Raw genomic sequence first — 24,143 nt, forward strand, 5'->3', positions numbered from 1 at the left:
CCCATGACCGCGAAACCACTGCCGCGTCCGCACACCGCTCCGGGCAACGGCGAGTGGTTTCCGGTCTGGGGGGTGCGCATGAACACGCCGCAGCTGGTGCTCGAGCCGTTGCGCGAGAACCGCTACGACGAGGCTTGCGCCCTCGTCGAGCGAGGCATCCACGACCCCGACTGGATGCCCTTCGAAGTGCCGTTCACAGATGCCCCCTCGCCGAGACGGGAACTGGACGCGGTGGGTTTCTGGCTGTCGTGCTGGGCGGGAGTGTCACAGCACGGATGGCGGCTGCCGTTCGCCGTGCTGTGCGGCGGCGCACTGGTCGGTGTGCAGGACATAGCGGCATCGGGTTGGGTCGAGAGCCGCACGGTCGCGACCGGCTCATGGTTGGGGCGCGAACACCAGGGCCGGGGACTCGGCCGAGAGATGCGCGCTGCGGTGCTGCACCTGGCACTGGGGCACCTCGGGGCCGAGCGCGCGGAGTCGTGCGCCTTCGAGGACAACACCGCCTCGCGCCGCGTGAGTGAGGTCCTGGGCTACCGAGAGGCAGGCCTGCGTACCGCGGATCGCCGCGGTGAGCCCGCTGTGCAGGTCACCTTTGCGATCGACCGTGACGACTGGCCCGCCTCGGCGGCCGCAGCAATCGAGGTGGGGGTCCACGGTGTCGACGACCGCGTGCTGGCCCAGCTCGGAGCAACGCTGCCGAACTCAGGAGTCGATACGGACTGACGGGGCGCCGTCGGCGACAGTGAGCGTTGCCGGCATGCCGATCAGCTCCACCGGCTCTCCCAGCCATGTCGGAGCGGTCAGCGCCATGGTCTCGCTGCGGTGCTCGCCGCTTGTGATCGTCAGCTCCAGCGCTGTGGTGGTACCGCCGTCGGTCGGCAGGTCATCGGCGTTGACCACGAAGACGTCGTAGGCGCCATCGGGCAGGGGAGGTGGCCGGTCATCGTCGGACGGTGCCGAACGGGGGTCGTCGCCGGGCCCGCTCACGGCGCGTGGTTGGGGTTGTCCAACTGCGGGCCGACCGGAGTCTTCACATGGTCTCCGCGAAGCTCACGGCGCCCTCACCGCGCAGCACGTTCTTGAGCAGCTTGCCGGAGGCGTTGCGTGGAAGCTTGCCGTCCCAGCGCTGGATGTAGGTGGGCACCTTGAACTCGGCCAGCGCCTCGCGGACCCACCCGCGGATGTCGTCATCGCTGGCCGTGGAGCCTTCACCCATCTCGAGCACGGCCTTCACTTCCTCGCCGAGCTCGGCGTGCGGTACCCCCACCACCGCAGCATCCGCGATCTCGGGGTGCTCCACGAGCCGGTTCTCGATCTCCACGCAGTACACGTTCTCGCCGCCGCGGATCAGCATGTCCTTTGCGCGGTCGGTGATGAACAGGTAGCCGTCGGAGTCGAGGTGGCCCACGTCGCCGGTGTGCAGCCAGCCGTCGCGGATCGTGTCCGCCGTGGCCTCGGGGTTGTCCCAGTAGCCGGCCATGATGATCGGCCCGCGGATGAGCACCTCACCGGTCTCCCCGGGCCCCAGGTGCTTGCCGGTGGGATCACCGATCGCGAGGTCGACCACTGGCATCGGCAGCCCGACCGAGTCGACCTTGTCGACCTCGGCGCCCGCGCTGAGGATCGTGGCCACCGAGGAGGACTCGGTGAGTCCGTAGGCGTTGGAGGTCGACTTCACATTGGGGAACGTGTCACGGATGCGGCGCTGCAACTCATCGGCGGACGGCGAGCCCCCGAAGGCGACCGACACGATGGAGCTCAGGTCGTAGTCGCCGCGTGCGGGATGCTCGGTGGCGCGCCAGATCATCGTTGGCACCGTGGCCCAGATGCCCACGCCCTCGTCCTCGATGAGCCTGAACACATTGTCGGGATCGAAGCGACCCTCGGGGATCACGAGCTTCATGCCACCCATGAACCCGACCACGAGCGTCGAGTGGCAGCCGGACACGTGGAACAGTGGCGACGTGAGCAGCGATACCGGCTGGTCGCCGCCGCCCACCGACGCATCCGGGTTGGTCATCGCTGCGAGCGTGAGGCTGAACACGGTGTTCTGGAGGTTGGCGACCATGTTGGCGTGGGTGCTGATGGCCCCCTTCGGGCGCCCGGTGGTGCCCGAGGTGTAGAAGATGACCGCCGGGTCGGACTCGGCGATCTCCGTGGTGGGGAATCCGGGGGAACCGGTAGCCCCTTCGCTGACGGCGTCGTCGAAGCGCAGGAGTCGGGGGCCCTCGTCGCCCGCGTCGAAGCTGTCGGGGTTGGCGTCGACCAGCAGCACGTGTTCGAGGTCGGGTGCGGCATCCAGGTCTGCGGTGATTCGGTCGAACCGCTTCGCGTCGGCCACCAAGACCTTCGCCCCGCTGTGTTGGAGCCCGTAGAGGATCTCGTCGGTGTTCCACCATCCGTTGAGGCCGACGAGCACTGCTCCCATGTCGACTGCGGCCCAGAACGTGGCGCACCACTGGGGATTGTTCTGGCTGAGCACGGCGACTCGGTCGCCCTTGGTGAGCCCGTTGGCGGCGAACCAGGCCGACAGCGCGTTGACATCTTCGAGGAACTCCGCGTATGTCTGGCGCCTCTCGCCGTAGACCACGAACTCCTTGTCGGCGTGCGCGGCGCCGAACACCTCGCTGATGAATCGCAGGTTGGGGAAACGGTCCTTGAACACCTTCATGGGCTTGCCGTCGATCTCGTCGGTGGTCACCACTTCGAACGCCCCGCCAGGCCCCGTCAACTCGTCACGAACCTTCGCTGCATCAGCCATCTCGGCTCCCGTCCCTTCTGGCGCCCCGCGCCGTCGGGGCAGTATCGCAGTCCCCGGCAATGCCGCGCGTCCAAAGCGTCCGTTGCGTGATCTCGGGTGGCAACGTGCGCTCCGTGGAGCAGATCCACATTCCCTGACCGGGCAGCCCGCGTGTCAGAGGGCACCCAGGACGTGGTCGATGCACTGCGTGAGCGCCGCGATGTCGGCCGGCTCGATGGCCGGGAAAAGGGCGACGCGCAGCTGGTTGCGGCCGAGCTTGCGGTAGGGCTCTGTGTCGACGAGTCCGTTGGAGCGCAGCACCGCTGCAACCGCCGCGGCGTCGACGCCGTCGTCGAAGTCGATCGTTGCAACCACATGTGAGCGCTTGGCGGGGTCGGTCACGAAAGGGGTTGCCACCTCGTGGCTGTCGGCCCAGCCATAGATCGTGCCAGCCGAGGCGTCGCAGCGACCTGCGGCGAACTCCAGGCCGCCGTTCTCCAGGATCCAGCGGATCTGCTCGGCGGCAAGGAACAGCGTTGTCAGTGCCGGGGTGTTGTAGGTCTGGTCCTTGCGGGAGTTGTCGAGGGCAATGCCCAGGTCCATCGAGGCAGGAACCCAGCGGTCGGATGCCGCGATGCGCTCGATGCGCTCGATGGCCCTGGGTGAGCAGGCGGCCAACCAGAGGCCACCGTCGGAAGCGAGGCACTTCTGCGGGGCGAAGTAGTAGACGTCGACCTGCGAGGGGTCGAAGCGCAGGCCGCCGGCCGCCGAGGTCGCGTCGACGAGCACCAGGGCATCATCATCGGCCCCGTCCGGGCGGGTCAGTGGCATCGACACACCGGTGGAGGTCTCGTTGTGGGTGAGGCAGTAGGCATCGATTCCGCCTGCTGCCACGGACTCGGGGTGGTCACCGGGCTCGGCGGTGATCACGTCGGGGTCGCCCAGGTGGGGCGCAGCGGCGGCTGCCCTGGCGAACTTGGAGGAGAACTCGCCGAAGCTGAGGTGCTGGCTGCGTTCATCGATCAGCCCGAACGTGGCGATGTCCCAGAAGGCCGTGGTGCCGCCGTTGCCGAGCAGGACCTCGTAGCCGTCGGGCAGGGACAACAGTTCAGCGATTCCGTTGCGCACCTCGGACACCTTGAACTGCACAGGTGCCTGGCGATGGCTGGTGCCGAGGAAGTGTGCCGCAGAGCCAGTCAGCATCTCCATGGCCTCGGGCCGCACCTTGGAGGGGCCGCAACCGAAGCGGCCGTCCACGGGGAGCAGTTCGTGGGGGATGGTGATGTCGGGGGGAGTCACCCCGACAGTCTCGCGGCAAGGCGGACCGGTGACGAAACGCCTTCTGCCTCCGGCCCGTTGCGGGGTAGTTTCGGGCACATGAGCACTCCCCCCGAAGGCCGGATCTCGAGCCGCGTAGCAGCCATCAAGCCGTCGGCGACCCTCGCTGTGGACGCCAAGGCCAAGGCGCTCAAGGCACAAGGAGAGCCAGTCATCGGCTTCGGCGCCGGTGAGCCCGACTTCGCCACTCCCGGATATATCGTGGATGCGGCCATCGAGGCCTGCTCCGATGAGGCCAACCACCACTACAGCGCAGCCGGCGGCCTGCCCGACATGAAGGCGGCGATCGTGGCCAAGACCGGGCGTGACTCGGGTGTGCAGGTCGAACCGTCGCAGGTCGTGGTGACCAACGGCGGCAAGCACGCCGTCTACTCATCGATCCTCACGGTGATCGACGACGGCGACGAGCTGATCCTGCCCGCCCCCTACTGGACCACGTATCCCGAGCCCGTCGGTCTCGCAGGTGGCACGACGATCGAGGTGGTGGCCGGCGACGACCAGGGCTTCAAGGTGACCGTCGAGCAGCTCGAAGCCGCGCGCACCGACCGCTCGAAGGCGCTGATGTTCGTGTCGCCGTCGAACCCGAGTGGTGCGATGTACGCGCCCGACGAGATCGAGGCGATCGGTCGCTGGGCACTCGAGCACGGGATCATCGTGATCACCGACGAGATCTACGAGCACCTCACCTACGGTGCGGTGCAGCACCGGTCGATCCTGTCGCTGGTGCCCGAGCTAGCCGACCAGTGCATCATCCTCAACGGCGTCGCAAAGACGTACGCGATGACGGGCTGGCGCGTCGGCTGGATGATCGCCCCCGGTGACATCGCAAAGGCGGCCTCCAGCTTGCAGTCGCACATGACTTCCAACGTCAACAACGTGGCCCAGCGCGCGGCGATCGCTGCGCTCGAGGGCGACCTGTCGGCGGTGCACGCCATGAGAGAGGTGTTCGATGAGCGCCGCCGGGTGATCTTCGAGATGTTGTCGTCCATCGAGGGCGTGTCGTGTCTCGAGCCCGAGGGCGCCTTCTATGCGTACCCCAACCTCACCGGGCTGCTCGGCCGCGAGATCGCCGGGCGCACCGCGTCGAGCACCCTCGAGCTGGCCGACCTCGTGCTCGAGGAGGCCAACGTGGCCTTCGTGCCCGGCGAGGCGTTCGGCACGCCCGGCTATGCACGGTTCTCCTTTGCCATGGACACCGACGACATGGTCGAAGGAATCTCGCGCATCAAGTCCCTCGTGCAGGGATGACCGTGGCGGGTCCGGAGGTGACCCCCTACGGCTCGTGGCCGTCACCGCTCACTGCCTCGTTGGCCACCTCCGGTGGGTTGCGATTCGGTTCCCTGGCCGTCGGCCATGACGCGGCCGGCGAGCCGATCGTGTGGTCCGCACAGATGTCGGGTGGATTGATGCGGGTCCACCGCAGCAATGCCAGAGCGCCCGGTGAGGTGGTGAAGCAGGTCACCTCGGCGCGCAGCCGGGTCAACGAGTACGGCGGGGGAGCGCTGTGGTGCCACGGCGCGACCCTGTTCTGGGTGGAGGACGACGACCAGTGCATCCGCCGTCTCGCGCCGGACGACGACTCGCCGGTGTTGCTCACCCGTCCCGGGCCTGCGGAGAGGTCCACCCGTTGGGCAGCCGGCGTGGTGGGTCCGGATGGTCGGTGGATGGTGGTCGAACGCGAGGTGCACCTCGCGGAGGACGGGACCCCCCTCGACGAGGCGCTGAACGACCTGGCCTGGCTTCCCACGGATGGGTCTGCGGATCCGGTGTCCCTGGTGGGCGGCGCCGACTTCAGTGGCGCGCCGGTGGTCTCACCCGATGGCCAGCACCTCGCCTGGCTGCAGTGGAACCACCCAGACATGCCCTGGGACGCCGCGGAGCTGTGGGCAGCGCGACTCAAGGTTGGCGACACGAGCGCTGCGCTCGTCGGCCCCCGGCGTGTGGCCGGCGGATCGTCGGTGGCCGCGTGTCTTCCGCTGTGGTCCCCACTGGGGACGCTCTGGTGGTGCGACGACCGAGAGGACGCGTGGTTGCTGCGTAGCGCCGCAGCACCCGGGCTGCCGCCTGCCGGCTCGGGTGACGGTGCCGCCGCGGTGCGCTCGACTGAGGCCGACGTGGGCGAACCCCGCTGGGTTTCGGGCGGTGGCCGCTACGGATTCGTGGGCGACGATGTGGTGCTGGTGGAGACCGTGCTGGGCCTGGACAGGATCGTGCGGCTTCCCGGTGCCGCGGCCGGTCGGGCAACCGGCGAGCCGGTTGAGGCGCCGGCGGGCGGGTTGCCCTCGACCACATGGGTGCAGCAGCTGGTCGCCTCCGGTGACACGGTGGCCGTCGTGGCCGGTCGGCCAACCGATCCGACCTCTGTGCTCGTGGGCTCACAGCCAGCAGACGGAGCCGGATGGGCCGACCTCGGAACGACTCGCTGGCCCACACCCGTGGAGTCGATCTCCACCCCGGAACCGATCACGTTCCCCACGGGCGCCGACGGCTCGCAGGCCGTCGCCCACGGGATCTTCTACGCACCGCGTCTCCAAGGCCACGAGGGCCCGCCGGGAGAGGCGCCGCCATTGGTGGTGAGGATCCATGGTGGCCCGACCGGGTACGCGTTCACGGAGCTGTCGCCCTCGATCCAGTTCTGGACCACCCGCGGGTTCGCCGTCGTCGAGGTCAACTACAGGGGATCCGCGGGCTTCGGTCGGGGATACCGGAGGCTGCTGGACGGCGGCTGGGGGGAGGTCGAGGTGCAGGACTGCATCGCAGCAGCCGAGCACTTGGCGGGCACCGGCCGTGTGGACCCCGCCCGTTGTGTGATCCGGGGTGGCTCCGCCGGCGGCTTCACCGCGCTCGAGGCGGTTTGTGCCCCCGCGACGAGGTCGGGATTCCACTTCGCGGCTGCAACCACCCTGTATGGGGTCACCGACCTGATGGCCCTGGCGGGCGACACCCACAAGTTCGAATCGCGCTACCTCGATGGGCTGGTCGGGCCGCTCCCGCAGACCAGGGACCGTTATGAGGCCCGCAGCCCGATCCAGCACCCCGAACGCATTTCTGTGCCCGTTCTGGTGCTCCAGGGGCTCGAGGACCGTGTCGTGCCCCCTGAACAGGCCGAAGTGCTGGTTGCGGCGCTCGAGGCCAACGGCATCGACCACGAGTACCGGGCCTACGAGGGTGAGGGCCACGGCTTCCGCAATCCGTCGACGGTGGTCGACGCTCTCGAGGCCGAACTGGCCTTCTACACCCGGGTCCTGGCACTCGGCTGACCGCACCCGGGCGAAATCGGTGCCGCTTCCGGCTGGCTGCCCGCGGGTCCGCCGCGCCACGATGGTGCAATGCGAGTACTTGTCACAGAGGTGATCGCCGAGGGCGGCCTCCAGCGCCTGCGCGATGCGGGTCACGAAGTCGATGTACGCACGGGCCTCAGTCCCGAGGAGCTGGTCGACGCCGTGGTGGGCGCCAACGCCCTGATCATCCGCTCCGCCACCCAGGTGACAGCAGAGGTGCTGGCCGCGGGCGCCGACCTGATCGTGGTCGGCCGGGCCGGAATCGGACTCGACAACGTGGATGTCGCCGCAGCCACCGAACAGGGCGTGATGGTGGTCAATGCGCCGCAGTCCAACACGCTGTCAGCGGCTGAGCACACGATGGCGTTGCTGCTGGCCCAGGCGCGCAACGTGGCCCAGGCCCATGCGGCGCTCAAGGACGGGCGCTGGGAACGGTCCAAGTGGACCGGCGTGGAGCTGTCCGACAAGACGCTCGGCATCATCGGGCTCGGGCGCATCGGCAAGCTCGTGGCACAGCGTGCCATGGCGTTCGGAATGAACCTCGTTGCCTACGACCCGTTCGTGAGCGAGGAGCGGGCCCGCCAACTCAACGTTCAGCTGCTGAGCCTCAACGACGTGATGGCACGTAGCGACTTCATCACGCTGCACCTTGCCAAGACCCCTGAGACAACCGGATTGATCGATGCGGAGTTGCTGGCCAAGGCCAAGCCGGGCCTGCGGATTGTCAACGTTGCCCGAGGTGGGATCGTCGACGAGGCCGACCTGGCCGCAGCGATCGAGGCCGGCACGATCGCCGGTGCCGCACTCGACGTGTTCGACTCCGAACCGACCACCGAGTCGCCGCTGTTCGACCTCGACGAGGTCGTGGTGACGCCCCACCTCGGTGCCTCTACCGAAGAGGCCCAGGACAAGGCAGGCGACACGATCGCCGACATGGTGGAACTCGCGCTCGCAGGCGACTTCGTGCCGTTTGCGGTCAACGTGTCCGCAGCCGAAGCATCCGAGACAGTGCGCCCGTACCTGCCGCTCGCCGAGCAGCTGGGGCGCATCTTCGCGGGGCTCTGCGGTGAATGCTCGACCACGATCGACCTCGAGTACCAGGGCCACATCGCGGAGTACGACACGCGGATTCTCACGCTGTCCGTGCTGAAGGGCTTTTTCGGCGCGATCAGTGGAGAGCCCGTGAGCTACGTCAACGCTCCGACAGTTGCCGAGGAACAGGGCATCGAGGTGCGCCCCACGGCCACCACGACCGCCCGCGACTACGTCAACCTCGTGAGCATCCGTGGCGGCGGCCACGCCATTGCAGGCACCCTTGTGGGGCTCAACTCGAAGCCGTCGATCGTGATGATCGACGACCACGACATCGACGTGCCGCCATCGGATCACCTCGTGATCGTGCGCAACGACGACCGTCCCGGGATGATCGGCTCGGTCGGAGCGGTTCTCGGCGATGCCGGGGTCAACATCGACGACATGGCGGTGGGTTCGTCGCCGGAGGGCGCCAAGGCGCTGATGGTGATGGCGACTGACCGCACCGTGCAGGATTCGGTGGCGGAGGCGCTCCGCGGGACCGAGGGGATCACCTCTGTGGCGGTCGTGGGTGGCTGAGCAATAGGATTTGCAGACCGCGGTGCGCAGGGCTGGGCCGGGGTGGAGTCAGGGTGACACTTGGGGGCGAACAAGTGCGAGTAGGTGCGTGCAAGCACAGGTCGATGGGTAGGTGGCTGGTGGCCTTGGTCGCCGCCCTCGCTCTCGTCGGCGTGTCCTGTCAGCCGCCGTCACCGACGCCGGCCTCACAGGCGCGTAGTTGCACGGTGGGAGTGGTGGGGGACTCGCTGGCAGTCGGCTCCGGCCCCTTCTGGCAGCAGGCCTTCTCGGCTCGCGGCTGCAACCTGGCGTTCGTGAATGCCCGGGGTGGTCGACCGACGTCCGAGGGCGTGGCCGTGGTGGAGATGCTCGCCGCCGCGGGCCAGTTGCCCGACATCCTGGTCGTTGCCCTCGGCACCAATGACCGCATCGACCCCCGGCACTTCGGGCCGAAGGTCCAGCGCATCATGCGCCTCGCCCAGAACCGACCCGTGGTGTGGGTCAACGTCGACAAGCCATTGGTGGAGGTCACGCTCAACTTCACCCTCAACGTGGCAAAGCTCATGTACCCCAACCTCTGGGTGTACGACTGGAATGCGTTCGCGGATCGGGCGCCCCAGATCCGTCTCGAGGACAACATCCACCTGACCGAGGGTGGCTACAACCTCCGCGCCGCGCTGATCGCCTGGTACGTCACCGGCCGCTGACGGCCGAGCGTCAGTCGAAGGCGACGAACGTGGCCGCGGTCGGGGAGTCTGCGTTCCACAGGCCCAGCATGTCGGGGCTCAGGGTCCAGAGGTCGCGGTCCACCACCATCGAGCGCATGATGTTGGAGCCGGAGAGATCGGCGCCGATCGTGTCATGGAACAGCTCGGCAACCGGCTCCAGGGCATCGTCGCGGACCGCCAGCACGACCGCCGCGCTGCTGGGTTGCGCGATCGTGACCTCTTCACAACCGGCACCTGCCGGGCATTCCTCGACGCCGAAGCCGTACCGCTCGAGTGGGAAGACCGCCTGGCCCGCCACCGGATCCCAGGTGAACGCGTGGGGATCATTGCCCACCGGGCTGTAGGCGTCCTGCACCACCCACTTGTCCACCTCGGTTGGGTTCGAGGGATCCGAAACGTCGAAAAGGGATGCCTTGAACCCCGTGTCCAGACCTTCCTCGGTCGCCTCGCGGCCGATGCCGAGCAGGAGTCCGTCGCCGACGGGGTGCATGTACTCGGAAAACCCGGTGATCTTGAGCTCACCCAACGCGGTGGGAGCAGTGGGGTCGGACAGGTCGATCGCATAGAGGGGGTCCGTCTGGCGGAACGTGACCACATAGGCCATGTCGCCGATGAACCGCACCGATTGCACGCGTTCGCCGATGCCTAGATCCTCCACATGGCCGATCTCGACCAGCGTGCCCGACTCGTCGGACCTCAGCACCGCGAGCCGGCCTTCGGTCGCCGGGATCGGCGCATCCGCGCCACCGTCAGGGGCGGGCTCGCTCTGGGCGGCGACCGGGGGGCCTTCCTCGAGGGCGACCGGTGGCTCCGCGAAGAGAACGTCATTCTCGAGTGTCACGTCGTTTCGCGCCGCGGCCATGTCTTCGGTGGTCGTGACGATCCGCAGGTCTGCGTCGGACTCCGACAGCGAGTACTGGTTGAGCGGCATCCCGGGCACCAGGCCGGACCCGGTGTATGAGGCGGGCTCGCCAGCCGGGGTGCCGAACCGGTGCACGAAGGTGGTCGGTCCGGACTCGCCCCAGCCCGTGCTGGTGACATACATCGCCTCGGGAGATGCGTAGACGATGTCCGCCGACCCGCTCACGGTGGCCGGGGCCAGATCGGCCAGGTCCTCATCGATCGTGAGTACCGTGACGGTCTCCGGCTGCGCGACCGGGATCCCGCGGCCGGCGAGCCCTGCCGTCTCCGCCTCGGTCGGCAGCGGAGTCGCCGTCACGTCACCGCACGTCCCGATGCTGGAAACCGTGCCACCACTGGCCATCCGCGGGAGGACGTCGTCGGGCCCGATGGAGGCGATGACCTCGTCGAATGCCTCTTGCATCTCTTCGGGCCGGGAGAGGTCAACCGTTGACTCGGCTGCCCACACGTCCTGCATGAACGGCATCGCCGAGCGCAGTACGACCCTCACGGTGCCGTCGACCATGCGGCTGGACACGAGTGACCCTTCGACGGTCACCGTCTCGACCAACTCGGGCGTGTCCCCGGCCAGGTCGACGCGCATGATCTGCACGCCGTTGGGAAACGGGCTCGGCATCTCCGTCGAGTCCACGAGCGGGTCTCCCTGCCAGACGGGCAGCAGCAGGACCACTTCGTCACCACGCAGGAACATCTCCGCTCCGCCGGCACCACTGGAGCCGATCCCCAGCTGTGCGTCGACTTCAGGGGAGCCGTCGAGGTTGACCACTCTCAGCTGCCCTCGCGTGAGTGCCACGATCCTGGAGCCGTCGGTCTTGACGATGTCTCCCTCGTCGACAGCCGCTTCCTGCAGGTTGGTGCCGGCCACGACCTCGCCGGCGCCACCGCGTCCCGCCGGAGCGGTGGTCGCCGCCCCCGACTCCTGTGCTTCGTCGGCCAGGGCTCCGTCGGCTTCGGCGGCCAGGGCCTCGATCTCCTCGCCGGCGAGCGCGAACCCGGAGACATTGGAGCGGGCCAACTCAGCCTGGTGCTGCGTGATGTCGACCAGTTGGTCACAGCTCAGGTCGGTCAGCAGTCCCGCGGCGCCCTCGCCTTGGCCGAGGCCTACGGGCGGGTCACCGTCGTCAGTGCAAGCAGATGCGAGCAACGCCAACGCCGCTACCACGGCGAGAGCCAATGCGCTGCGCTCGCTGCTGGGTCGGGTGTTGGGTGACATGACGACCTCCCGTCGCCCCGTGCGGCATTGCACGGGTCTGGATTTGCAGTCTCAAGTCTTCCGACGCACCGAGTGACGATTCGGTTCCCGTTTCAGCGGATTTCCCCGACGCCGCGTTGCCGGCCGCCGCAGCGACCCGGCAGTCAGGCGTTGTGCTCGATGTCGAGCTTCTTCATCCAGTCGGGACGGTGGGTTTCGTGGTGGCCGATCGCGTCGGCGTACTGCATCGTGAGCGCGATGTCGTCCAGCCCGTTGAGGAATCGGTGCTGGATCGCATCATCGAGCGGGAACGGCTCCAGGAAGTCGATTGCCTGGGCCTCCACGGTGCGGGTCTCGATGTCGACCACGATCTCGAGGTCGGGGTCGCGCTGCACTGCCTCCATGAGGGTGCGGGCGCCCTCGGGGGACAGCTGAACGGGCACGAGCCCGTTCTTGGTGGAGTTGTTGCGGAAGATGTCGCCGAACTTGGCCGAGATGACCACCCGGAACCCGTACTGGTGAAGCGCCCATACCGCGTGCTCACGGCTGGAACCGGTGCCGAACTGCGGCCCGGCGATCAGGATGTTGGCGCCCGCGTGCTCTTGCTTGTTGAGCACGAAGTCGCGGTCGTCGCGCCACTCCGCGAACAGGCCCGCCTCGAACCCGGTCCGCTCGACGCGCTTGAGCCAGTCCGACGGAATGATCTGGTCGGTGTCGACATCGGAGCGGTCGAGGGGGACCGCCGTGCCGGTGATGATCTCCACGGCTTCCATCAGAGTGCCTCCGGGGTGGCGAAGTGGCCGGCGAGTGCGCTCGCCGCGGCGACGGCCGGGGATACGAGGTGGGTGCGGCCGCCGCGGCCCTGGCGGCCCTCGAAGTTGCGGTTCGATGTGCTGGCGGACCGCTCGCCCGGTTGGAGCTTGTCGGGGTTCATGGCCAGGCACATGGAGCAACCGGGTTCGCGCCAGTCGAAACCGGCGTCGGTGAACACCTTGTCGAGGCCTTCGGCGACGGCCTGGTCCTTCACGGCGAAGCTGCCGGGAACGATGAACGTTCGTACGCCGCTCGCGACCCTGCGACCGCTGTCGCGGATCACGTCGGCCGCCGCACGCAGGTCTTCGATGCGCGAGTTGGTGCAGGAGCCGATGAAGATCGTGTCGACGGCCACGTCGGTCATCGGCTGTCCGGCGGTGAGGTCCATGTACTCCAGTGCCCGCTCGGCAGCTGTTCGCTCCACCTCGTCGTCGAAGTCCTCGGGGGAGGGGACCGTGCCGGTGATCGGGATCACCTGGCCCGGGTTGGTGCCCCAGGATATGTGCGGCTCGATGGCTGCGGCGTCGAGGGTGATCTCCTTGTCGAACGTGGCTCCCTCGTCGGTGTGCAGGGTCTTCCAGTCGGCCACTGCCTCGTCCCACAGGTCGCCGGCGGGTGCCTCCTGGCGGCCCTTCAGGTACTCAAAGGTCTTCTCGTCGGGGGCGATGAGGCCGGCCTTGGCGCCGAGTTCGATCGACATGTTGCACACGGTCATGCGGCCTTCCATCGAGAGGGCTTCGATGGCTGATCCCCGGTACTCGGCGATGTAGCCCATCCCCCCCGAGGTGCCGAGCTCGCCGAGTACGGCGAGGATGATGTCCTTGGCGCTCACACCGGGGCGCAGCTCGCCCTCCACGTTGACCGCCAGGGTCTTCGGCTTGGCCTGGTGAAGTGTCTGGGTGGCGAGCACGTGCTCGACCTCGCTGGTGCCGATGCCGAACGCGATCGCACCGAACGCGCCATGGGTGGCTGTGTGGGAATCGCCGCACACGACGGTCATGCCGGGCAGGGTGCGGCCCTGCTCCGGCGCCATCACGTGCACGATGCCCTGGCCCGGGTTGCCCATCTCGAAGTTCACGATGCCGAATTCGCTGGTGTTGGCCCGCAGTGTCTCGATCTGCTTGCGGCTGACCGGGTCGGCGATGGGCTGGTCGATGTCGGCGGTGGGGACGTTGTGGTCCTCGGTGGCGACGGTGAGGTCGGGGCGCCGGACGCCCCGGCCCGACATGCGCAGCCCGTCGAACGCCTGGGGAGATGTGACCTCGTGCACGAGGTGCAGGTCGATGTAGAGCAGGTCGGGTTCGCCTTCTGCTGACCGCACCACGTGGCGGTCCCAGACCTTCTCTACGAGGGTGCGTGGACTCTCTGTCACTGCTTCTCCATCTGGGGTTCGGGGGTTCCGGGCAAGTCTGTTCGACCGATCCGTTCGCAGTTGACAATCTCAATATATGAGATACAGTTCTCAACCAATGGAACCCACTGTAAGCGGCGTCGGGGTGCTCGACAAGTCGGTGCTCGTGCTCAACGCCATCGCCGACAGGAAGCTCACCCTCGTGGAACTGGTCGAAGCAACCGGGCTCACCCGCGCAACTGCGCACCGCCTGGCGAGCGCCCTGGAAGCACACGGACTGCTGCGCCGCACGGTCGACGGCCGCTTCGCCCTCGGGCTGCACCTGCTCGCCCTCGGGCGCGAGGCCGCCGTGCAGTTCCCCCTTGCCGAGCGGGCCCGGCCGGCCATGGAGGAGCTGCGCGACCGCACGGGCGAATCCGTGCAGCTGTATGTGGTCGACGGGGACAGCCGGGTGTGCGTGGCGGCGCTCGAGTCGCCCCACGGCTTGCGCACGATCGTGCCCGTTGGGGCCGCCCTCTCGCTCGACGTCGGCTCGGCGGGGCATGTCCTCACCGGCACGGGCCTCGGCGAGCTCGGGTGGGTCGAGTCGCTCGGAGAGCGCGAGCCCGGAGTCGCGAGCGTGTCCGCTCCCATCTGTGACGCCGACGGCGCGGTGGTCGCCGCGATCTCGGTCTCGGGGCCGATCGACCGGATGGGCTCCTCACCTGGCCGTCATCACGGCCCGGCAGTGATCGAAGCGGCGGTCGCGGTCAAAGACGCCGCATCCGCTGCCCGACCAACCGGCACCTGAGGACTCGCTGTCGCGGGGCGGGCTACGCCAAGTGCGCGGGCCACCACGGTCGCGTGTCACCACGATCGCGTGTGCCGAGTCACTCAGCCTCTCTTCCCGAGTGGTCAGGCGTCGTATCGACGCGGGGTCACTTCGGAAACCAGGCTGAGTGGCCCAGCACACGGAGGTGCGAGCGCTGGGCCGGCCGCGGCGGGTGCACCCTGGTTCAGCGGCGGGGGCGGCCGCGGTGAGCGGCGGCGCGGCGGCGTGAGCGCTGGTTGTCCTCGCGCTTCACTTCGCGTTCCTGTTCCTCGGCCTCTGCCTCCAGCCGTTCGACTTCCTCCACCAGCAAGTGCCACGTGTCGAGGCGATCCTGTGCGACCTGCCCATCGGCGACGGCGGCGAGGATGCCGCATCCGGGCTCGCTCGTGTGGGTGCAGTCGTTGAAGCGGCACTGCTGCGCGAAGGGGGCCAGGTCGGCGAATGCGCGCTCGAGGCCTTCGTCGCTGTGCCAGAGCCCCACGCCGCGGATTCCCGGGGTGTCGATCAGCCAGCGGTTGCGGGTCAGTTCCAGCATCTGGCCCGCGGTGGTGGTGTGGCGCCCCCGCAGGTCTCCCTCACGCACTTCGGCGGTCAGCTGCACGCCCTGTGCCGCCAGCGCGTTCGCAAGGGTCGACTTGCCGGCCCCTGATGCACCCAGCAGCACGGCCACGGTGCCACGGGGCAGGTAGGAGTCGAGTTCGGTGGTGCCATCTTGTGAGCTGACCGACACGACCGTGACCGGAGCGCCCGGCGCGAACCTCTGGGCCTCGGCACGTTCGCTTGCCGCGGCCGTCTCGTCGACGAGGTCTGCCTTGGTCAGCACGACCACCGGCTCGGCGCCGCTCTCCCAGGCCAGCACCATCTCGCGCGCCAGTCTGGCCGTGTTGACCCCGGAGTCCAGTGCCTGCAGCACCAGAACCACGCGCATGTTGGCGGCGAGTGCCTTGGCGTTGACCGCAACGTCGTCTCGAGCCGCTCCCGGAGCCCGGCGCTCGAACACGGTCTGCCGCGCCAGGATCTTCTCGACCCGCCCCGCCTCTTCGTCGAGCGCGCACACGTCTCCCACGACGACGCGCCGCACTGCCTTGGCCGCCACCACCAACTGCTCGTCGCCGGGCTCGGTGGCCACCGTGATGCCGCCCTTGTCGATTCGTACGACGCGAACCGGCACCAAGCCATCAGCGCCGGCGCCGGACTCGTTCCACGCCCGCTCCCAGTGGGCATCCCACGCCGGGGGGCGCGAGTCGCCCGGCGCTGGGTTCGACACCTCGGTGGACTCCGGCATGCGGTCCAATGCTGCCACGGTCGGTGTCGGCGCGCGGGGTGCTCCGTCTGCGCTCCTAGGGTTGAGTCGTGGACCCGACCGGCCATGAACCACCGCAAGCGCCAACGGCGCTGGCCGCAATCGACATCGGCACCAACTCGGTGCACATGGTGGTGGCCAGGGTCGTGTCCCGCGAGCGGTTCGAGGTCCTGACCCGTCACAAGGAGATGGTCCGCCTCGGCTCCGGCGAGGGCGACATGAAGCACCTCGAGCCCGACGCCATCGACAGGGGTGTGGCGGCGTTGCGCCGCTGCCAGGAGATAGCCCGCGGATTCGATGCCGAAGTGGTAGCGGTGGCCACCTCGGCCGTGCGTGAGGCAGCCAACCGCGACGAGTTCCTGCAGCGCGCCGAGCGCGACGCGGGCGTGTCGGTCAGCGTGATCTCGGGCGTCGAGGAGGCGCGGCTGATCCAGCTCGGGGTGCTGCAGTCGCTGCCCGTCTATGACCGCCAGCTGGTCTTGATCGATGTGGGCGGCGGTTCCACCGAGGTGTTGTTCGGGCTCGGCGCCGACGTGCGCTACGCCCGGTCGCTCAAGCTCGGTTCGCTGCGCATGACGCGGCGGTTCTTCCCCGGCGGCAAGGTCGAAGGCAACGCGGTGCAGCGGTGTAGGAAGTTCATCCGGGCGCGGCTGGCCCCGATGCTGCACGAGGCCGGCGGGCTCTCCCATGAGGTGGCGGTGGCATCTTCGGGCACGGCCGAAGCCCTCGCGGTGACAGCCATAGCGCGCAAGGGTGGCGACGTGCCCTCAGAGATGAACGGCGAGGTGATCAGCCGCAAGGCCCTCGGCAAGGTGATTGCGGACCTCGCCGGTGCGGAGACCACCGAGCAGCGGCGCAAGCTCCCCGGCGTGGACGCCGCCCGCGCTGACATCTTGCTCGGCGGCGCCATCGTGCTCGAGCAACTCTGCGATGCGTTCGAGATCACCGAGCTCACGATCTCGGGGAACGCGTTGCGAGAGGGAGTGCTGCTCGACGCGCTGGCGAGGCAGGTGGGCTCGGGCCTGCACCATCTCTCCGACCTCCGGCGGGCGTCGGTCATACATGTGCTGGGCGCGTGCGACGACGACCCCGAACATGCCTTTCAGGTGGCACGCCTTGCCCTGCAGTTGCACGACCTTCTGGCGGCGCGCCTCGGCCTCGATGATGCTGACCGTGAACTCCTGGAGGCAGCAGCGCTGCTCAGCAACGTGGGGCTGTTCATCAGCCACAGCGCGCACCACAAGCACAGCTACTACGTGATCCGGAACTCCGAGCATCTGAGCGGGTTCACCGACAACGAGAAGGAATTGATCGCACAGGTCGCCCGGTACCACCGCAAGAGCGCGCCGTCGGAGGAGAAGCACGATCTGTTTGCCGCGCTCGCCGAGGACGACCGTCGCCGGGTGCGGGCCATGGCCGGGCTGTTGCGGGTGGCGATCGCGCTCGACCGCAACCACGACGGTGGTGTGAAGTTCGTGACTCTCGGCGAGCGAGACGGCACGACGGTGCTGCGGCTGCGCGCCGATGGCGACCGTGAGCTCGAACTCGAGGTCTTCACCGCCACTGACCGAAAGGGCTTGCTCGAATCGATGCTGGGCCAGCCCGTGACGGTGGAGGTGGCCGCCCACGCGGACTGACCGCCGCCAGCCCCCGGCTCAGTTGTCGCGGTTGGCGATCTGCTCGAGCAGGTCGACCATCTTCTCCTCGTTGGTGGGCTCGGAGTCGTCCTCACCCCTCGAGCGGCGCTCGTTGAGCTTGTTGATGGGCATCACCACCAGGAGGTAGATGGCGAAGGCCGTGAGCAGGAAGGTGATCAGCGCGGACACTATGGCGCCCCAGAAGATCTCGGCACCGCCGATCTCGAACGTCATCAAGGCGAGATTGTCGACGCTGCCTGGCAGGATTGCGCCGACGATCGGGTTGATCAGGCCTTCGACCAGCGAGTCGATGACCAAGCCGAAGCTGGCACCGATGACGATACCGACCGCCATGTCGACGGCGTTGCCCCGCGTGATGAACTCCTTGAACCCCTTGATCATGACGGCCCTCCTATGAGCGGCCGGCTGGGACCCGGACTGGCGGAGCCTCAGTCGACCTGGGTGATATCCACGGTCTGATCGTTGCCGTGGGCCGCGAACGTTACCGTGTCGCCGGCCTTGTGGCCCATCAGCGCCGCGCCGAGCGGCGACTGCGGCGATACCACGTCGAGGTCGTCGTGGCGCTCCTCGATCGAGCCGACCAGATACTTCTCGATCTCGTCATCGTCGTCACCCTCGTAGCGGATCGACACCACCGATCCCACGATCACCTCGTGGGACTCGGCTCGCTCCACCACGACTGCGTTCTCGAGCGTGTTGGCGATCGTGGCGATGCGGGATTCCATCTTGGCCTTCTCGTCCTTGGCCGCGTGGTACTCGGCGTTCTCCTTGAGGTCGCCGTGTTCGCGTGCCCGTTCGATCCGGTCCGCCAGGTCGATCCGCCCGTGGGTGCGCAACTCCTCGAGTTCTGCGACGAGTCGGTCATGCGCTGCCTGGGAGAGTTCGTGCTCAGCCATGGCGAGTGAGGATACAGGCGCCACAACGGACTCAGGAGCCTGCTGACCCGCCGGACGCGGCACCACTTGCCTGTGTCGGCGCCGGATGGTCGAATGGCTGGCAAAACAAGTCCCCACGCGCAGGGAAGCCGGTCGAAGTCCGGCGCTGTCCCGCAACCGTAGACACGGCGGTCACCTCGGCCGTCCACTGTGAGCCGGAACGCTGGGCGGGGGACCGCAGCTTCGAACACCGTCCGTCGTGGATTACGGACGTCGAAGCCCGAGGGTCCGCTGCCGGGACTCCCGGGCGCTCGACGCCCAGGAGGAGACATGAACCCAGCCGACCGTCGTGGCGACAATGCCGTGCACCTGCGGGTCGTGAGTGTGCGCAGAGCGCACCTGCGCACGGCCGTGGTGCTCGTGCTGGTTTCGGCGTTGTCGGTATTCGCCACCCCTGCGGTCGGCGCAGCCGCGGCCGGTCCTGCGGAGGCTGCCATCGCCTGGCTGGACGCCGAGGTGGCCGCCAACTCCGGGTCACTGCCGGGACCTGGTTCGTCGGAACCCGACTGGGGTCTGACTGCTGACGCCGCCCTGGCGCGCATTGCCGGCGGGCGTGGCACCGAGGCGCCCACGGTTGCGCTGGCGCAAGCCCTCTCCGATGCCCTCGCCGACTACTCGACATGGGACGGCCTTGGCAGCGAGTTCGCCGGGGTCCGTACGTCGGGTGCGCTGGCCAAGGTGCTGCTCGTTGCCACTTCCGCGGGTCTGGCCACTGACGACGTCGACGGAGTGGACCTCGAAGCGGAGTTGCGCGGCCTGATGCAGGGCATGGGGCCACAGACAGGCCGGTTCTCGGACCGCAATCCATACGGGCCCGACAACAGCAACGGCTTCGATCAGGCGTGGGCGATGCTCGCCCTCGCCGCCAATGGCGAGGTGCCGGCGGCGAGCGTGGCGTTCCTGCTGTCCCAGCAGTGCCCGGGCGGGGGCTTCCCGCTCCTCTACGACGACGGTGGCTGCGACTCCGACGAAGACAGCCATCCGGATGCGAGCGCGCTGGCGGTCCAGGTGCTCCTCGTGGTGGAGCGCACCCCAGAGGTACGCCAGGCATTGCAGGACGTGCTCGGTCGCCTGCTCGGCGAGCAGCTGCCAGACGGCTCCTTTCGTGGCGCTCCCCCCACCGAGGTGTCCAATGCCAACAGCACGGGCCTCGCCGCCCAGGCACTGAGGGGAGCGGGTCAGCTCGAAGCGGCCGACCGTGCAGCGGCATGGGTCGGGTCGATACAGGTGGGCGAGACCCACGCAGGCACGCCGGCCGTCGCTGAATCGGGGGCGATTGCATACGAGCCGGCGAAGTTCGACGGCGCGCTGGTCGGTGGCATCCCTGGCCAGCAGCGCGACCAGTGGCGCCGCGCCACCACCCAGGGCCTGCTCGCGCTCGACGTCGGGCTGTTCGTGCCCGCGGCCGACGAGGCGCCGGTGAACCCGACGCCCACCACCTCCACCACGACCACCACGACCACGACCGACACCTCCACCACGTCGAGCACATCCGCGGTGCCTCCCACAGCAGCCCCGACGACAGCCCCCACCACCCAGCCGTCGGCCTCGACCAGTGGGCCGGATCCGGCCGTCGCGGGCGCGCAGGCGGATGGTGGTGCAGCGGATACTCCATTGGCCGCCACCGGCGCCGACGGCGGCGTGCTGGGAGCCAGCGGCGCAGGAATGGTCGTCGTAGGCGCCGCTGCGGTCTGGCTGAGCATCAGGACCCGCAGGCCCGGGCGTGAGGCATGGCACTGGAGCTGACGTCGCCCGCTCGGCGACTGGCACGCCACCTCGTGCCGGCGGTAGCCGGCGCGTGCCTTGTGGCTGCGTTCGCTCTGGCGCCCGGGGCCAGGTCCGCAGCAGCACCGCGCTCCGGTCCCGATGGGCCATGTCCTGACTCCCGCGGGGTCACGGTTGTGGTCGACTTCCAGGATCAGGGTCGTGGCGTACAGGTGGGGTGCGCGCCCGGATCGCCGGAGGACGGGTTCGCCGCGCTCCTCGAGGCAGGCTTCGCGGTGCAAGGAGTCGTGACCCAGTCGGGCTTCGTGTGCCGGATAGACGACTACCCGGGCCCCGCTGAGGAACTATGCATCGCGACACCCCCGGCAACGGCCTACTGGTCGTACTGGTCGGCCGATCGCGGTGGGCCCTGGACCTACAGCGACGTGGGCGCCGCTGCACGCACGCCGGGCCAGGGCACGGTCGAAGGCTGGTCGTTCTCGCGTGACGGGGGAGTCGGCGACGCGCCGCCTCCGCGCAGCGTGACGGCATGGTCGACACCCTCCACGACCAGGGCCGCCAAGACCACGGCCACCACGACCACGGTCGCCCCGGCGCCGACACCCGCTGCGAGCATCGCATCGGCGACCACGGTCGCTCCCGCTGCACCGGCACCGGCACCCACCGCACCGCCGACCACCGATTCTCCGGTTGGCGCATCGAGCACCGTTGCGACCACGGCGCCACCCACCACCAGCGGGGCGACGACGACAACCGAGCCGTTGTCGCCCCCCGAAGAGGCGACATCCACGGTCGAGCTGGTGGACAGCGGCGGTTCAGGCCTCGCACCTGCGGTCGGCACGGCCGTCGGCATCGCGGTGATCGGCGCCGTCGGCGCGGGTGCAGTGGTCCTCAACAGACGCAGGTTCGCCACAGGCGTGGCCCCGGGTGGGAGTGGCGGGCCCGCCGGCTGATGACGGTCGTCGACTCCCGCCCCACAGGAGCGAAACAGGTCGATGCCCGCGCCCCCCGACGCCTGCCGCGGGCACTGCACCCCGCCGCCTGGTGGATCTGGGCGCTCGGCATGGCCACCGCCGCCAGCCGCACCACCAATCTGCTGCTGCTCGGCCTGATCCTCGCAGTGGTGTCGTTCGTGGTGAGTGCCCGGCGCACCGCTGCCCCTTGGGCGCGCGGCTTCGTCTACTACCTGTACATGGCGCTGTTCATCGTGGGGCTACGGGTGCTGTTCCGCGTGGTGTTCGACGCCGGCGCCGGCACCACGCTGTTGTTCACCCTGCCGGAGATACCCCTGCCCGAGGCGGCCGCCGGGATCACCATCGGAGGGGCAGTCACCCTCGAGGCGATCATGGCCGCTCTGCGCGACGGGCTGCGGCTGGCCACACTCATCATCTGCCTCGGTGCAGCCAACGTGCTTGCCAACCCGAAGCGGTTGCTGGCTTCGGTGCCCGGCGCGCTGCACCAGTTGGCCGTGGCGGTCACCGTTGCGCTCTCGGTGGCACCGCAACTGGTCGAGTCGGCGCAGCGGATCCAGCGTGCCCGCAGGCTGCGCGGCGATACCGGCCGCCGCACCCATGTGCTGCGCGACATCGTGGTGCCCGTGGCCACCGACGCCCTTGATCGGTCGCTGCTGCTGGCCGCGTCGATGGACTCCCGTGGCCACGGCCGCCGCGCCTCGGTTGCCAGCGGTTCGGCCCGGGCGGCAGGGCTGGCCGTGCTGGCCGGACTCGTGGGGGTGTGCATCGGCACCTACGGCACGCTCGACACGACCGTGCCGAGGTTGCTTGGCCTGCCCATGCTGTTCGGCGGACTGGCCGTGGCAGCCGTGGGCTTCTGGCTGGGTGGCCGCAAGGTCCAGCGCAGCCGCTACCGCCCGGAGCCGTGGGGTCTGGCGGAGTGGGGCGTATCGCTCTGTGGGGTCGCGGTGGCGGCGTCGATGGTGTGGCTGGCAGGTGCTGACCCGCTGGCCCTCAACCCGTCGGTGGCCGACCTCGCCTGGCCCGGGTTGCCGCTGGCCGGCGCGCTGGCGGTGTCCATCGGGCTGCTACCCGGTTTCGTTGCGCCGCCGGTGGAGTTGGAGTCGCCAGCATGAGCGCGCCGGTCATCCATTTCGACAACGTGTCGGTCACGTATCCCGACAGCTCCACTCCCACGCTGAGCGGAGTCGACCTGGAGATCGGCGAGGGCGAACTCTGCGTCGTGATCGGCCACACCGGTTCCGGCAAGTCCACGCTGCTCGGCGCCATCAACGGCCTGGTACCGCACTTCACCGGCGGCACGCTCGCCGGCACGGTCTCCGTTGAGGGACGCCCGACGTCGCACAACCCGCCACGGGATCTCGCAGACGTGGTCGGGGCGGTGGGTCAGGACCCACTCGCGGGCTTCGTGACCGATGTGGTCGAGGACGAGCTCGCCTATGCGATGGAGCAGCTCGCCGTGGCACCCGACGTGATGCGCAAGCGGGTCGAGGAGACACTCGACCTGCTGGGGATCGCGGAGCTGCGGCGCCGCGCGTTGGCGGACCTGTCCGGCGGCCAGCAGCAGCGTGTGGCCATCGGATCGGTTCTCACCCCCCAACCGCGAATCCTGGTTCTCGACGAGCCCACCTCTGCGCTCGACCCCACCGCCGCCGAGGAGGTGCTCGCCGCCATCACGCGTCTGGTGCACGACCTCGGCGTGACGGTGGTGATGGCCGAGCACCGCCTCGAACGGGTAGTGCAGTATGCGGACCGGATCGTGCGGGTGCACCGCGACGGCACCGTGGCGGACGGCTCTCCGGGCGAGATGCTCACCGAGACCTCGCTGGTGCCGCCGGTGGTCGGCCTCGGCAACTTGGCCGGCTGGAACCCGGTGCCGCTGTCGGTGCGAGACGCACGGCGGCTGGCCCCGCCGTTGCGCGACTCCCTCGCTGCGGCGCATCCCGCGGGGCCGCCACCGAGGGTGCGGCCGGCCCGCGCTCCGGTCGGTCTGTCGGCCCGGGACGTGACCGTGAGGCGCGGCTCCACCGTGGCGGTGCGCCAGGCGAGCTTCGAACTCGGAGCCGGAGTCACTGCGCTCATGGGGCGCAACGGATCGGGCAAGTCGTCTCTGTTATGGGCGCTGCAGGGGTCGCTGCAGCGTGCTGCGGGATCGGTCGTGGTCGGCGGCTCGGACCCGGCATCGCTCGGTCCTTCCGAAGCGCGCTCACTGGTGGGTCTGGTGCCTCAGAGTCCGGCCGACCTGCTCTACCTGACCACGGTGGAGGGGGAGTGCTCCCGAGCCGACTCGGAGGCGGGAGCGGAGCCGGGCACCTGCTTGGCGCTCCTCGCCCGACTGGTCGAGGCGGTCGACGCATCAGTCAACCCGCGTGACCTGTCCGAAGGGCAACGGCTCGCAGTGGCGCTGGCCGTGCAGCTCACCGCGGGGCCCGCCGTGCTGCTGCTCGACGAGCCGACGCGGGGGCTCGACTACGGCGCAAAGGCAAGGCTGGGGGCCTACCTCTCGAGCCTCGCTGACAGGGCCCATCCGGTCATGGTGGCGACGCACGACGTGGAGTTCGTGGCCGAGTGGGCGGACCGGGTCGTCGTGATGGCCGAGGGGGAGGTGGTGGCCGATGGCCCCACATCCGAAGTGGTGGTTGCTTCCGCCGCCTTCGCCCCGCAGGTGGCGAAGGTGCTCGGTCCGCAGCCCTGGATGACGGTCCGCCAGGTTGCCTCAGCCCTCGGCGTCGGCAGCCCGCCTGCCGGAGTCCCGTCGTGACGGCGATCCACCGCCAGGGTGG

General features: G+C 69.0%; 20 protein-coding genes and 1 riboswitch. Of the genes, 10 read left to right on the plus strand and 10 right to left on the minus strand.

What is annotated here, in order from left to right:
* Positions 1-78: 78 nt before the first annotated feature.
* Positions 79-723, plus strand: coding sequence for a GNAT family N-acetyltransferase (locus GY812_00980; protein MCP4434059.1), 645 nt, complete (start codon positions 79-81; stop codon positions 721-723).
* Here GY812_00980 and GY812_00985 read toward each other — a convergent pair.
* The 3 genes from GY812_00985 to GY812_00995 all read right to left on the minus strand — a co-directional run bounded on the left by GY812_00985 (position 703) and on the right by GY812_00995 (position 4,039).
* On the minus strand, positions 703-987 hold the full coding sequence (locus tag GY812_00985) for a hypothetical protein (protein ID MCP4434060.1): 285 nt from the start codon (positions 985-987) through the stop codon (positions 703-705). The two genes, GY812_00980 and GY812_00985, sit on opposite strands and share 21 nt — an antisense overlap.
* A gap of 43 nt (positions 988-1,030) precedes the next feature.
* Positions 1,031-2,761: an acyl--CoA ligase gene (locus GY812_00990; protein MCP4434061.1), complete on the minus strand. Its 1,731-nt coding sequence runs from the start codon at positions 2,759-2,761 to the stop codon at positions 1,031-1,033.
* A gap of 153 nt (positions 2,762-2,914) precedes the next feature.
* The gene (locus tag GY812_00995) at positions 2,915-4,039 is read right to left on the minus strand and encodes a phosphoserine transaminase (protein ID MCP4434062.1); all 1,125 of its coding nucleotides are present in this window, start codon (positions 4,037-4,039) and stop codon (positions 2,915-2,917) included.
* 78 nt (positions 4,040-4,117) lie between these two features.
* Between GY812_00995 and GY812_01000 the strand changes: the two genes are divergently transcribed.
* The 4 genes from GY812_01000 to GY812_01015 all read left to right on the plus strand — a co-directional run bounded on the left by GY812_01000 (position 4,118) and on the right by GY812_01015 (position 9,656).
* Entirely contained in the window at positions 4,118-5,326 is a 1,209-nt protein-coding gene (locus GY812_01000) for a pyridoxal phosphate-dependent aminotransferase (GenBank protein MCP4434063.1), read from the plus strand.
* A complete protein-coding gene (locus tag GY812_01005) occupies positions 5,323-7,338 on the plus strand; it encodes a S9 family peptidase (GenBank protein MCP4434064.1) in 2,016 nt (671 codons plus the stop codon). Before GY812_01000 ends, GY812_01005 begins: the two co-directional genes overlap by 4 nt.
* 69 nt (positions 7,339-7,407) lie before the next feature.
* Positions 7,408-8,970 (plus strand): phosphoglycerate dehydrogenase, encoded by a 1,563-nt coding sequence (locus GY812_01010; GenBank protein ID MCP4434065.1) that lies wholly within the window; start codon positions 7,408-7,410, stop codon positions 8,968-8,970.
* A gap of 104 nt (positions 8,971-9,074) precedes the next feature.
* Positions 9,075-9,656, plus strand: coding sequence for a hypothetical protein (locus tag GY812_01015; GenBank protein ID MCP4434066.1), 582 nt, complete (start codon positions 9,075-9,077; stop codon positions 9,654-9,656).
* A 10-nt stretch (positions 9,657-9,666) separates the two neighbouring features.
* Here GY812_01015 and GY812_01020 read toward each other — a convergent pair whose 3' ends face one another.
* The 3 genes from GY812_01020 to leuC all read right to left on the minus strand — a co-directional run bounded on the left by GY812_01020 (position 9,667) and on the right by leuC (position 13,975).
* Positions 9,667-11,811: a hypothetical protein gene (locus tag GY812_01020; protein MCP4434067.1), complete on the minus strand. Its 2,145-nt coding sequence runs from the start codon at positions 11,809-11,811 to the stop codon at positions 9,667-9,669.
* A gap of 143 nt (positions 11,812-11,954) precedes the next feature.
* The gene (gene leuD / locus GY812_01025) at positions 11,955-12,563 is read right to left on the minus strand and encodes a 3-isopropylmalate dehydratase small subunit (GenBank protein MCP4434068.1); all 609 of its coding nucleotides are present in this window, start codon (positions 12,561-12,563) and stop codon (positions 11,955-11,957) included.
* Positions 12,563-13,975 (minus strand): 3-isopropylmalate dehydratase large subunit, encoded by a 1,413-nt coding sequence (leuC, locus tag GY812_01030; GenBank protein MCP4434069.1) that lies wholly within the window; start codon positions 13,973-13,975, stop codon positions 12,563-12,565. Before leuC ends, leuD begins: the two co-directional genes overlap by 1 nt.
* Before the next feature lie 97 nt (positions 13,976-14,072).
* Here leuC and GY812_01035 point away from each other — a divergent pair, with 97 nt between their 5' ends.
* The gene (locus GY812_01035; protein ID MCP4434070.1) at positions 14,073-14,744 is read left to right on the plus strand and encodes an IclR family transcriptional regulator; all 672 of its coding nucleotides are present in this window, start codon (positions 14,073-14,075) and stop codon (positions 14,742-14,744) included.
* 205 nt (positions 14,745-14,949) lie between these two features.
* On the opposite strand, the gene rsgA is transcribed toward GY812_01035, so the two are convergent.
* The gene (gene rsgA / locus GY812_01040; GenBank protein ID MCP4434071.1) at positions 14,950-16,050 is read right to left on the minus strand and encodes a ribosome small subunit-dependent GTPase A; all 1,101 of its coding nucleotides are present in this window, start codon (positions 16,048-16,050) and stop codon (positions 14,950-14,952) included.
* A 68-nt stretch (positions 16,051-16,118) separates the two neighbouring features.
* On the opposite strand from rsgA, the gene GY812_01045 reads away from it, so the two are divergent.
* Positions 16,119-17,705: a Ppx/GppA family phosphatase gene (locus tag GY812_01045; protein MCP4434072.1), complete on the plus strand. Its 1,587-nt coding sequence runs from the start codon at positions 16,119-16,121 to the stop codon at positions 17,703-17,705.
* A gap of 18 nt (positions 17,706-17,723) precedes the next feature.
* Here GY812_01045 and mscL read toward each other — a convergent pair whose 3' ends face one another.
* The gene (gene mscL / locus GY812_01050) at positions 17,724-18,107 is read right to left on the minus strand and encodes a large conductance mechanosensitive channel protein MscL (GenBank protein ID MCP4434073.1); all 384 of its coding nucleotides are present in this window, start codon (positions 18,105-18,107) and stop codon (positions 17,724-17,726) included.
* 47 nt (positions 18,108-18,154) lie between these two features.
* Complete coding sequence (locus GY812_01055) at positions 18,155-18,622, minus strand: transcription elongation factor GreA (protein ID MCP4434074.1); 468 nt, start codon at positions 18,620-18,622, stop codon at positions 18,155-18,157.
* 123 nt (positions 18,623-18,745) lie between these two features.
* Positions 18,746-18,825, plus strand: a riboswitch (cobalamin riboswitch).
* Positions 18,826-18,931: 106 nt separating this feature from the next.
* Between GY812_01055 and GY812_01060 the strand changes: the two genes are divergently transcribed.
* On the plus strand, positions 18,932-20,407 hold the full coding sequence (locus tag GY812_01060; protein ID MCP4434075.1) for a terpene cyclase/mutase family protein: 1,476 nt from the start codon (positions 18,932-18,934) through the stop codon (positions 20,405-20,407).
* 394 nt (positions 20,408-20,801) lie between these two features.
* Here GY812_01060 and GY812_01065 read toward each other — a convergent pair whose 3' ends face one another.
* Positions 20,802-21,281, minus strand: coding sequence for a hypothetical protein (locus GY812_01065; protein MCP4434076.1), 480 nt, complete (start codon positions 21,279-21,281; stop codon positions 20,802-20,804).
* A 57-nt stretch (positions 21,282-21,338) separates the two neighbouring features.
* Between GY812_01065 and GY812_01070 the strand changes: the two genes are divergently transcribed.
* Complete coding sequence (locus tag GY812_01070) at positions 21,339-22,475, plus strand: energy-coupling factor transporter transmembrane protein EcfT (protein MCP4434077.1); 1,137 nt, start codon at positions 21,339-21,341, stop codon at positions 22,473-22,475.
* Positions 22,472-24,121 carry an ATP-binding cassette domain-containing protein gene (locus GY812_01075; protein MCP4434078.1) on the plus strand — a complete coding sequence of 550 codons (1,650 nt, stop codon included), beginning with the start codon at positions 22,472-22,474 and terminating at the stop codon, positions 24,119-24,121. Before GY812_01070 ends, GY812_01075 begins: the two co-directional genes overlap by 4 nt.
* The last annotated feature ends 22 nt before the right edge of the window (positions 24,122-24,143 follow it).

The sequence above is a fragment of the Actinomycetes bacterium genome (assembly GCA_024222295.1).
Taxonomy (GTDB): domain Bacteria; phylum Actinomycetota; class Acidimicrobiia; order Acidimicrobiales; family Microtrichaceae; genus JAAEPF01.

What these genes read in the sequence shown, in the direction of transcription:
- GY812_00980 (MCP4434059.1), top strand. Translation starts at nt 79, where the DNA reads ATGAACACGCCGCAGCTGGTGCTCGAGCCGTTGCGCGAGAACCGCTAC.
- GY812_00990 (MCP4434061.1), bottom strand. Translation starts at nt 2,761, where the DNA reads ATGGCTGATGCAGCGAAGGTTCGTGACGAGTTGACGGGGCCTGGCGGG.
- GY812_01000 (MCP4434063.1), top strand. Translation starts at nt 4,118, where the DNA reads ATGAGCACTCCCCCCGAAGGCCGGATCTCGAGCCGCGTAGCAGCCATC.
- GY812_01005 (MCP4434064.1), top strand. Translation starts at nt 5,323, where the DNA reads ATGACCGTGGCGGGTCCGGAGGTGACCCCCTACGGCTCGTGGCCGTCA.
- GY812_01010 (MCP4434065.1), top strand. Translation starts at nt 7,408, where the DNA reads ATGCGAGTACTTGTCACAGAGGTGATCGCCGAGGGCGGCCTCCAGCGC.
- GY812_01015 (MCP4434066.1), top strand. Translation starts at nt 9,075, where the DNA reads ATGGGTAGGTGGCTGGTGGCCTTGGTCGCCGCCCTCGCTCTCGTCGGC.
- GY812_01020 (MCP4434067.1), bottom strand. Translation starts at nt 11,811, where the DNA reads ATGTCACCCAACACCCGACCCAGCAGCGAGCGCAGCGCATTGGCTCTC.
- leuD (MCP4434068.1), bottom strand. Translation starts at nt 12,563, where the DNA reads ATGGAAGCCGTGGAGATCATCACCGGCACGGCGGTCCCCCTCGACCGC.
- GY812_01035 (MCP4434070.1), top strand. Translation starts at nt 14,073, where the DNA reads ATGGAACCCACTGTAAGCGGCGTCGGGGTGCTCGACAAGTCGGTGCTC.
- rsgA (MCP4434071.1), bottom strand. Translation starts at nt 16,050, where the DNA reads ATGCCGGAGTCCACCGAGGTGTCGAACCCAGCGCCGGGCGACTCGCGC.
- mscL (MCP4434073.1), bottom strand. Translation starts at nt 18,107, where the DNA reads ATGATCAAGGGGTTCAAGGAGTTCATCACGCGGGGCAACGCCGTCGAC.
- GY812_01055 (MCP4434074.1), bottom strand. Translation starts at nt 18,622, where the DNA reads ATGGCTGAGCACGAACTCTCCCAGGCAGCGCATGACCGACTCGTCGCA.
- GY812_01060 (MCP4434075.1), top strand. Translation starts at nt 18,932, where the DNA reads ATGAACCCAGCCGACCGTCGTGGCGACAATGCCGTGCACCTGCGGGTC.
- GY812_01070 (MCP4434077.1), top strand. Translation starts at nt 21,339, where the DNA reads ATGACGGTCGTCGACTCCCGCCCCACAGGAGCGAAACAGGTCGATGCC.
- GY812_01075 (MCP4434078.1), top strand. Translation starts at nt 22,472, where the DNA reads ATGAGCGCGCCGGTCATCCATTTCGACAACGTGTCGGTCACGTATCCC.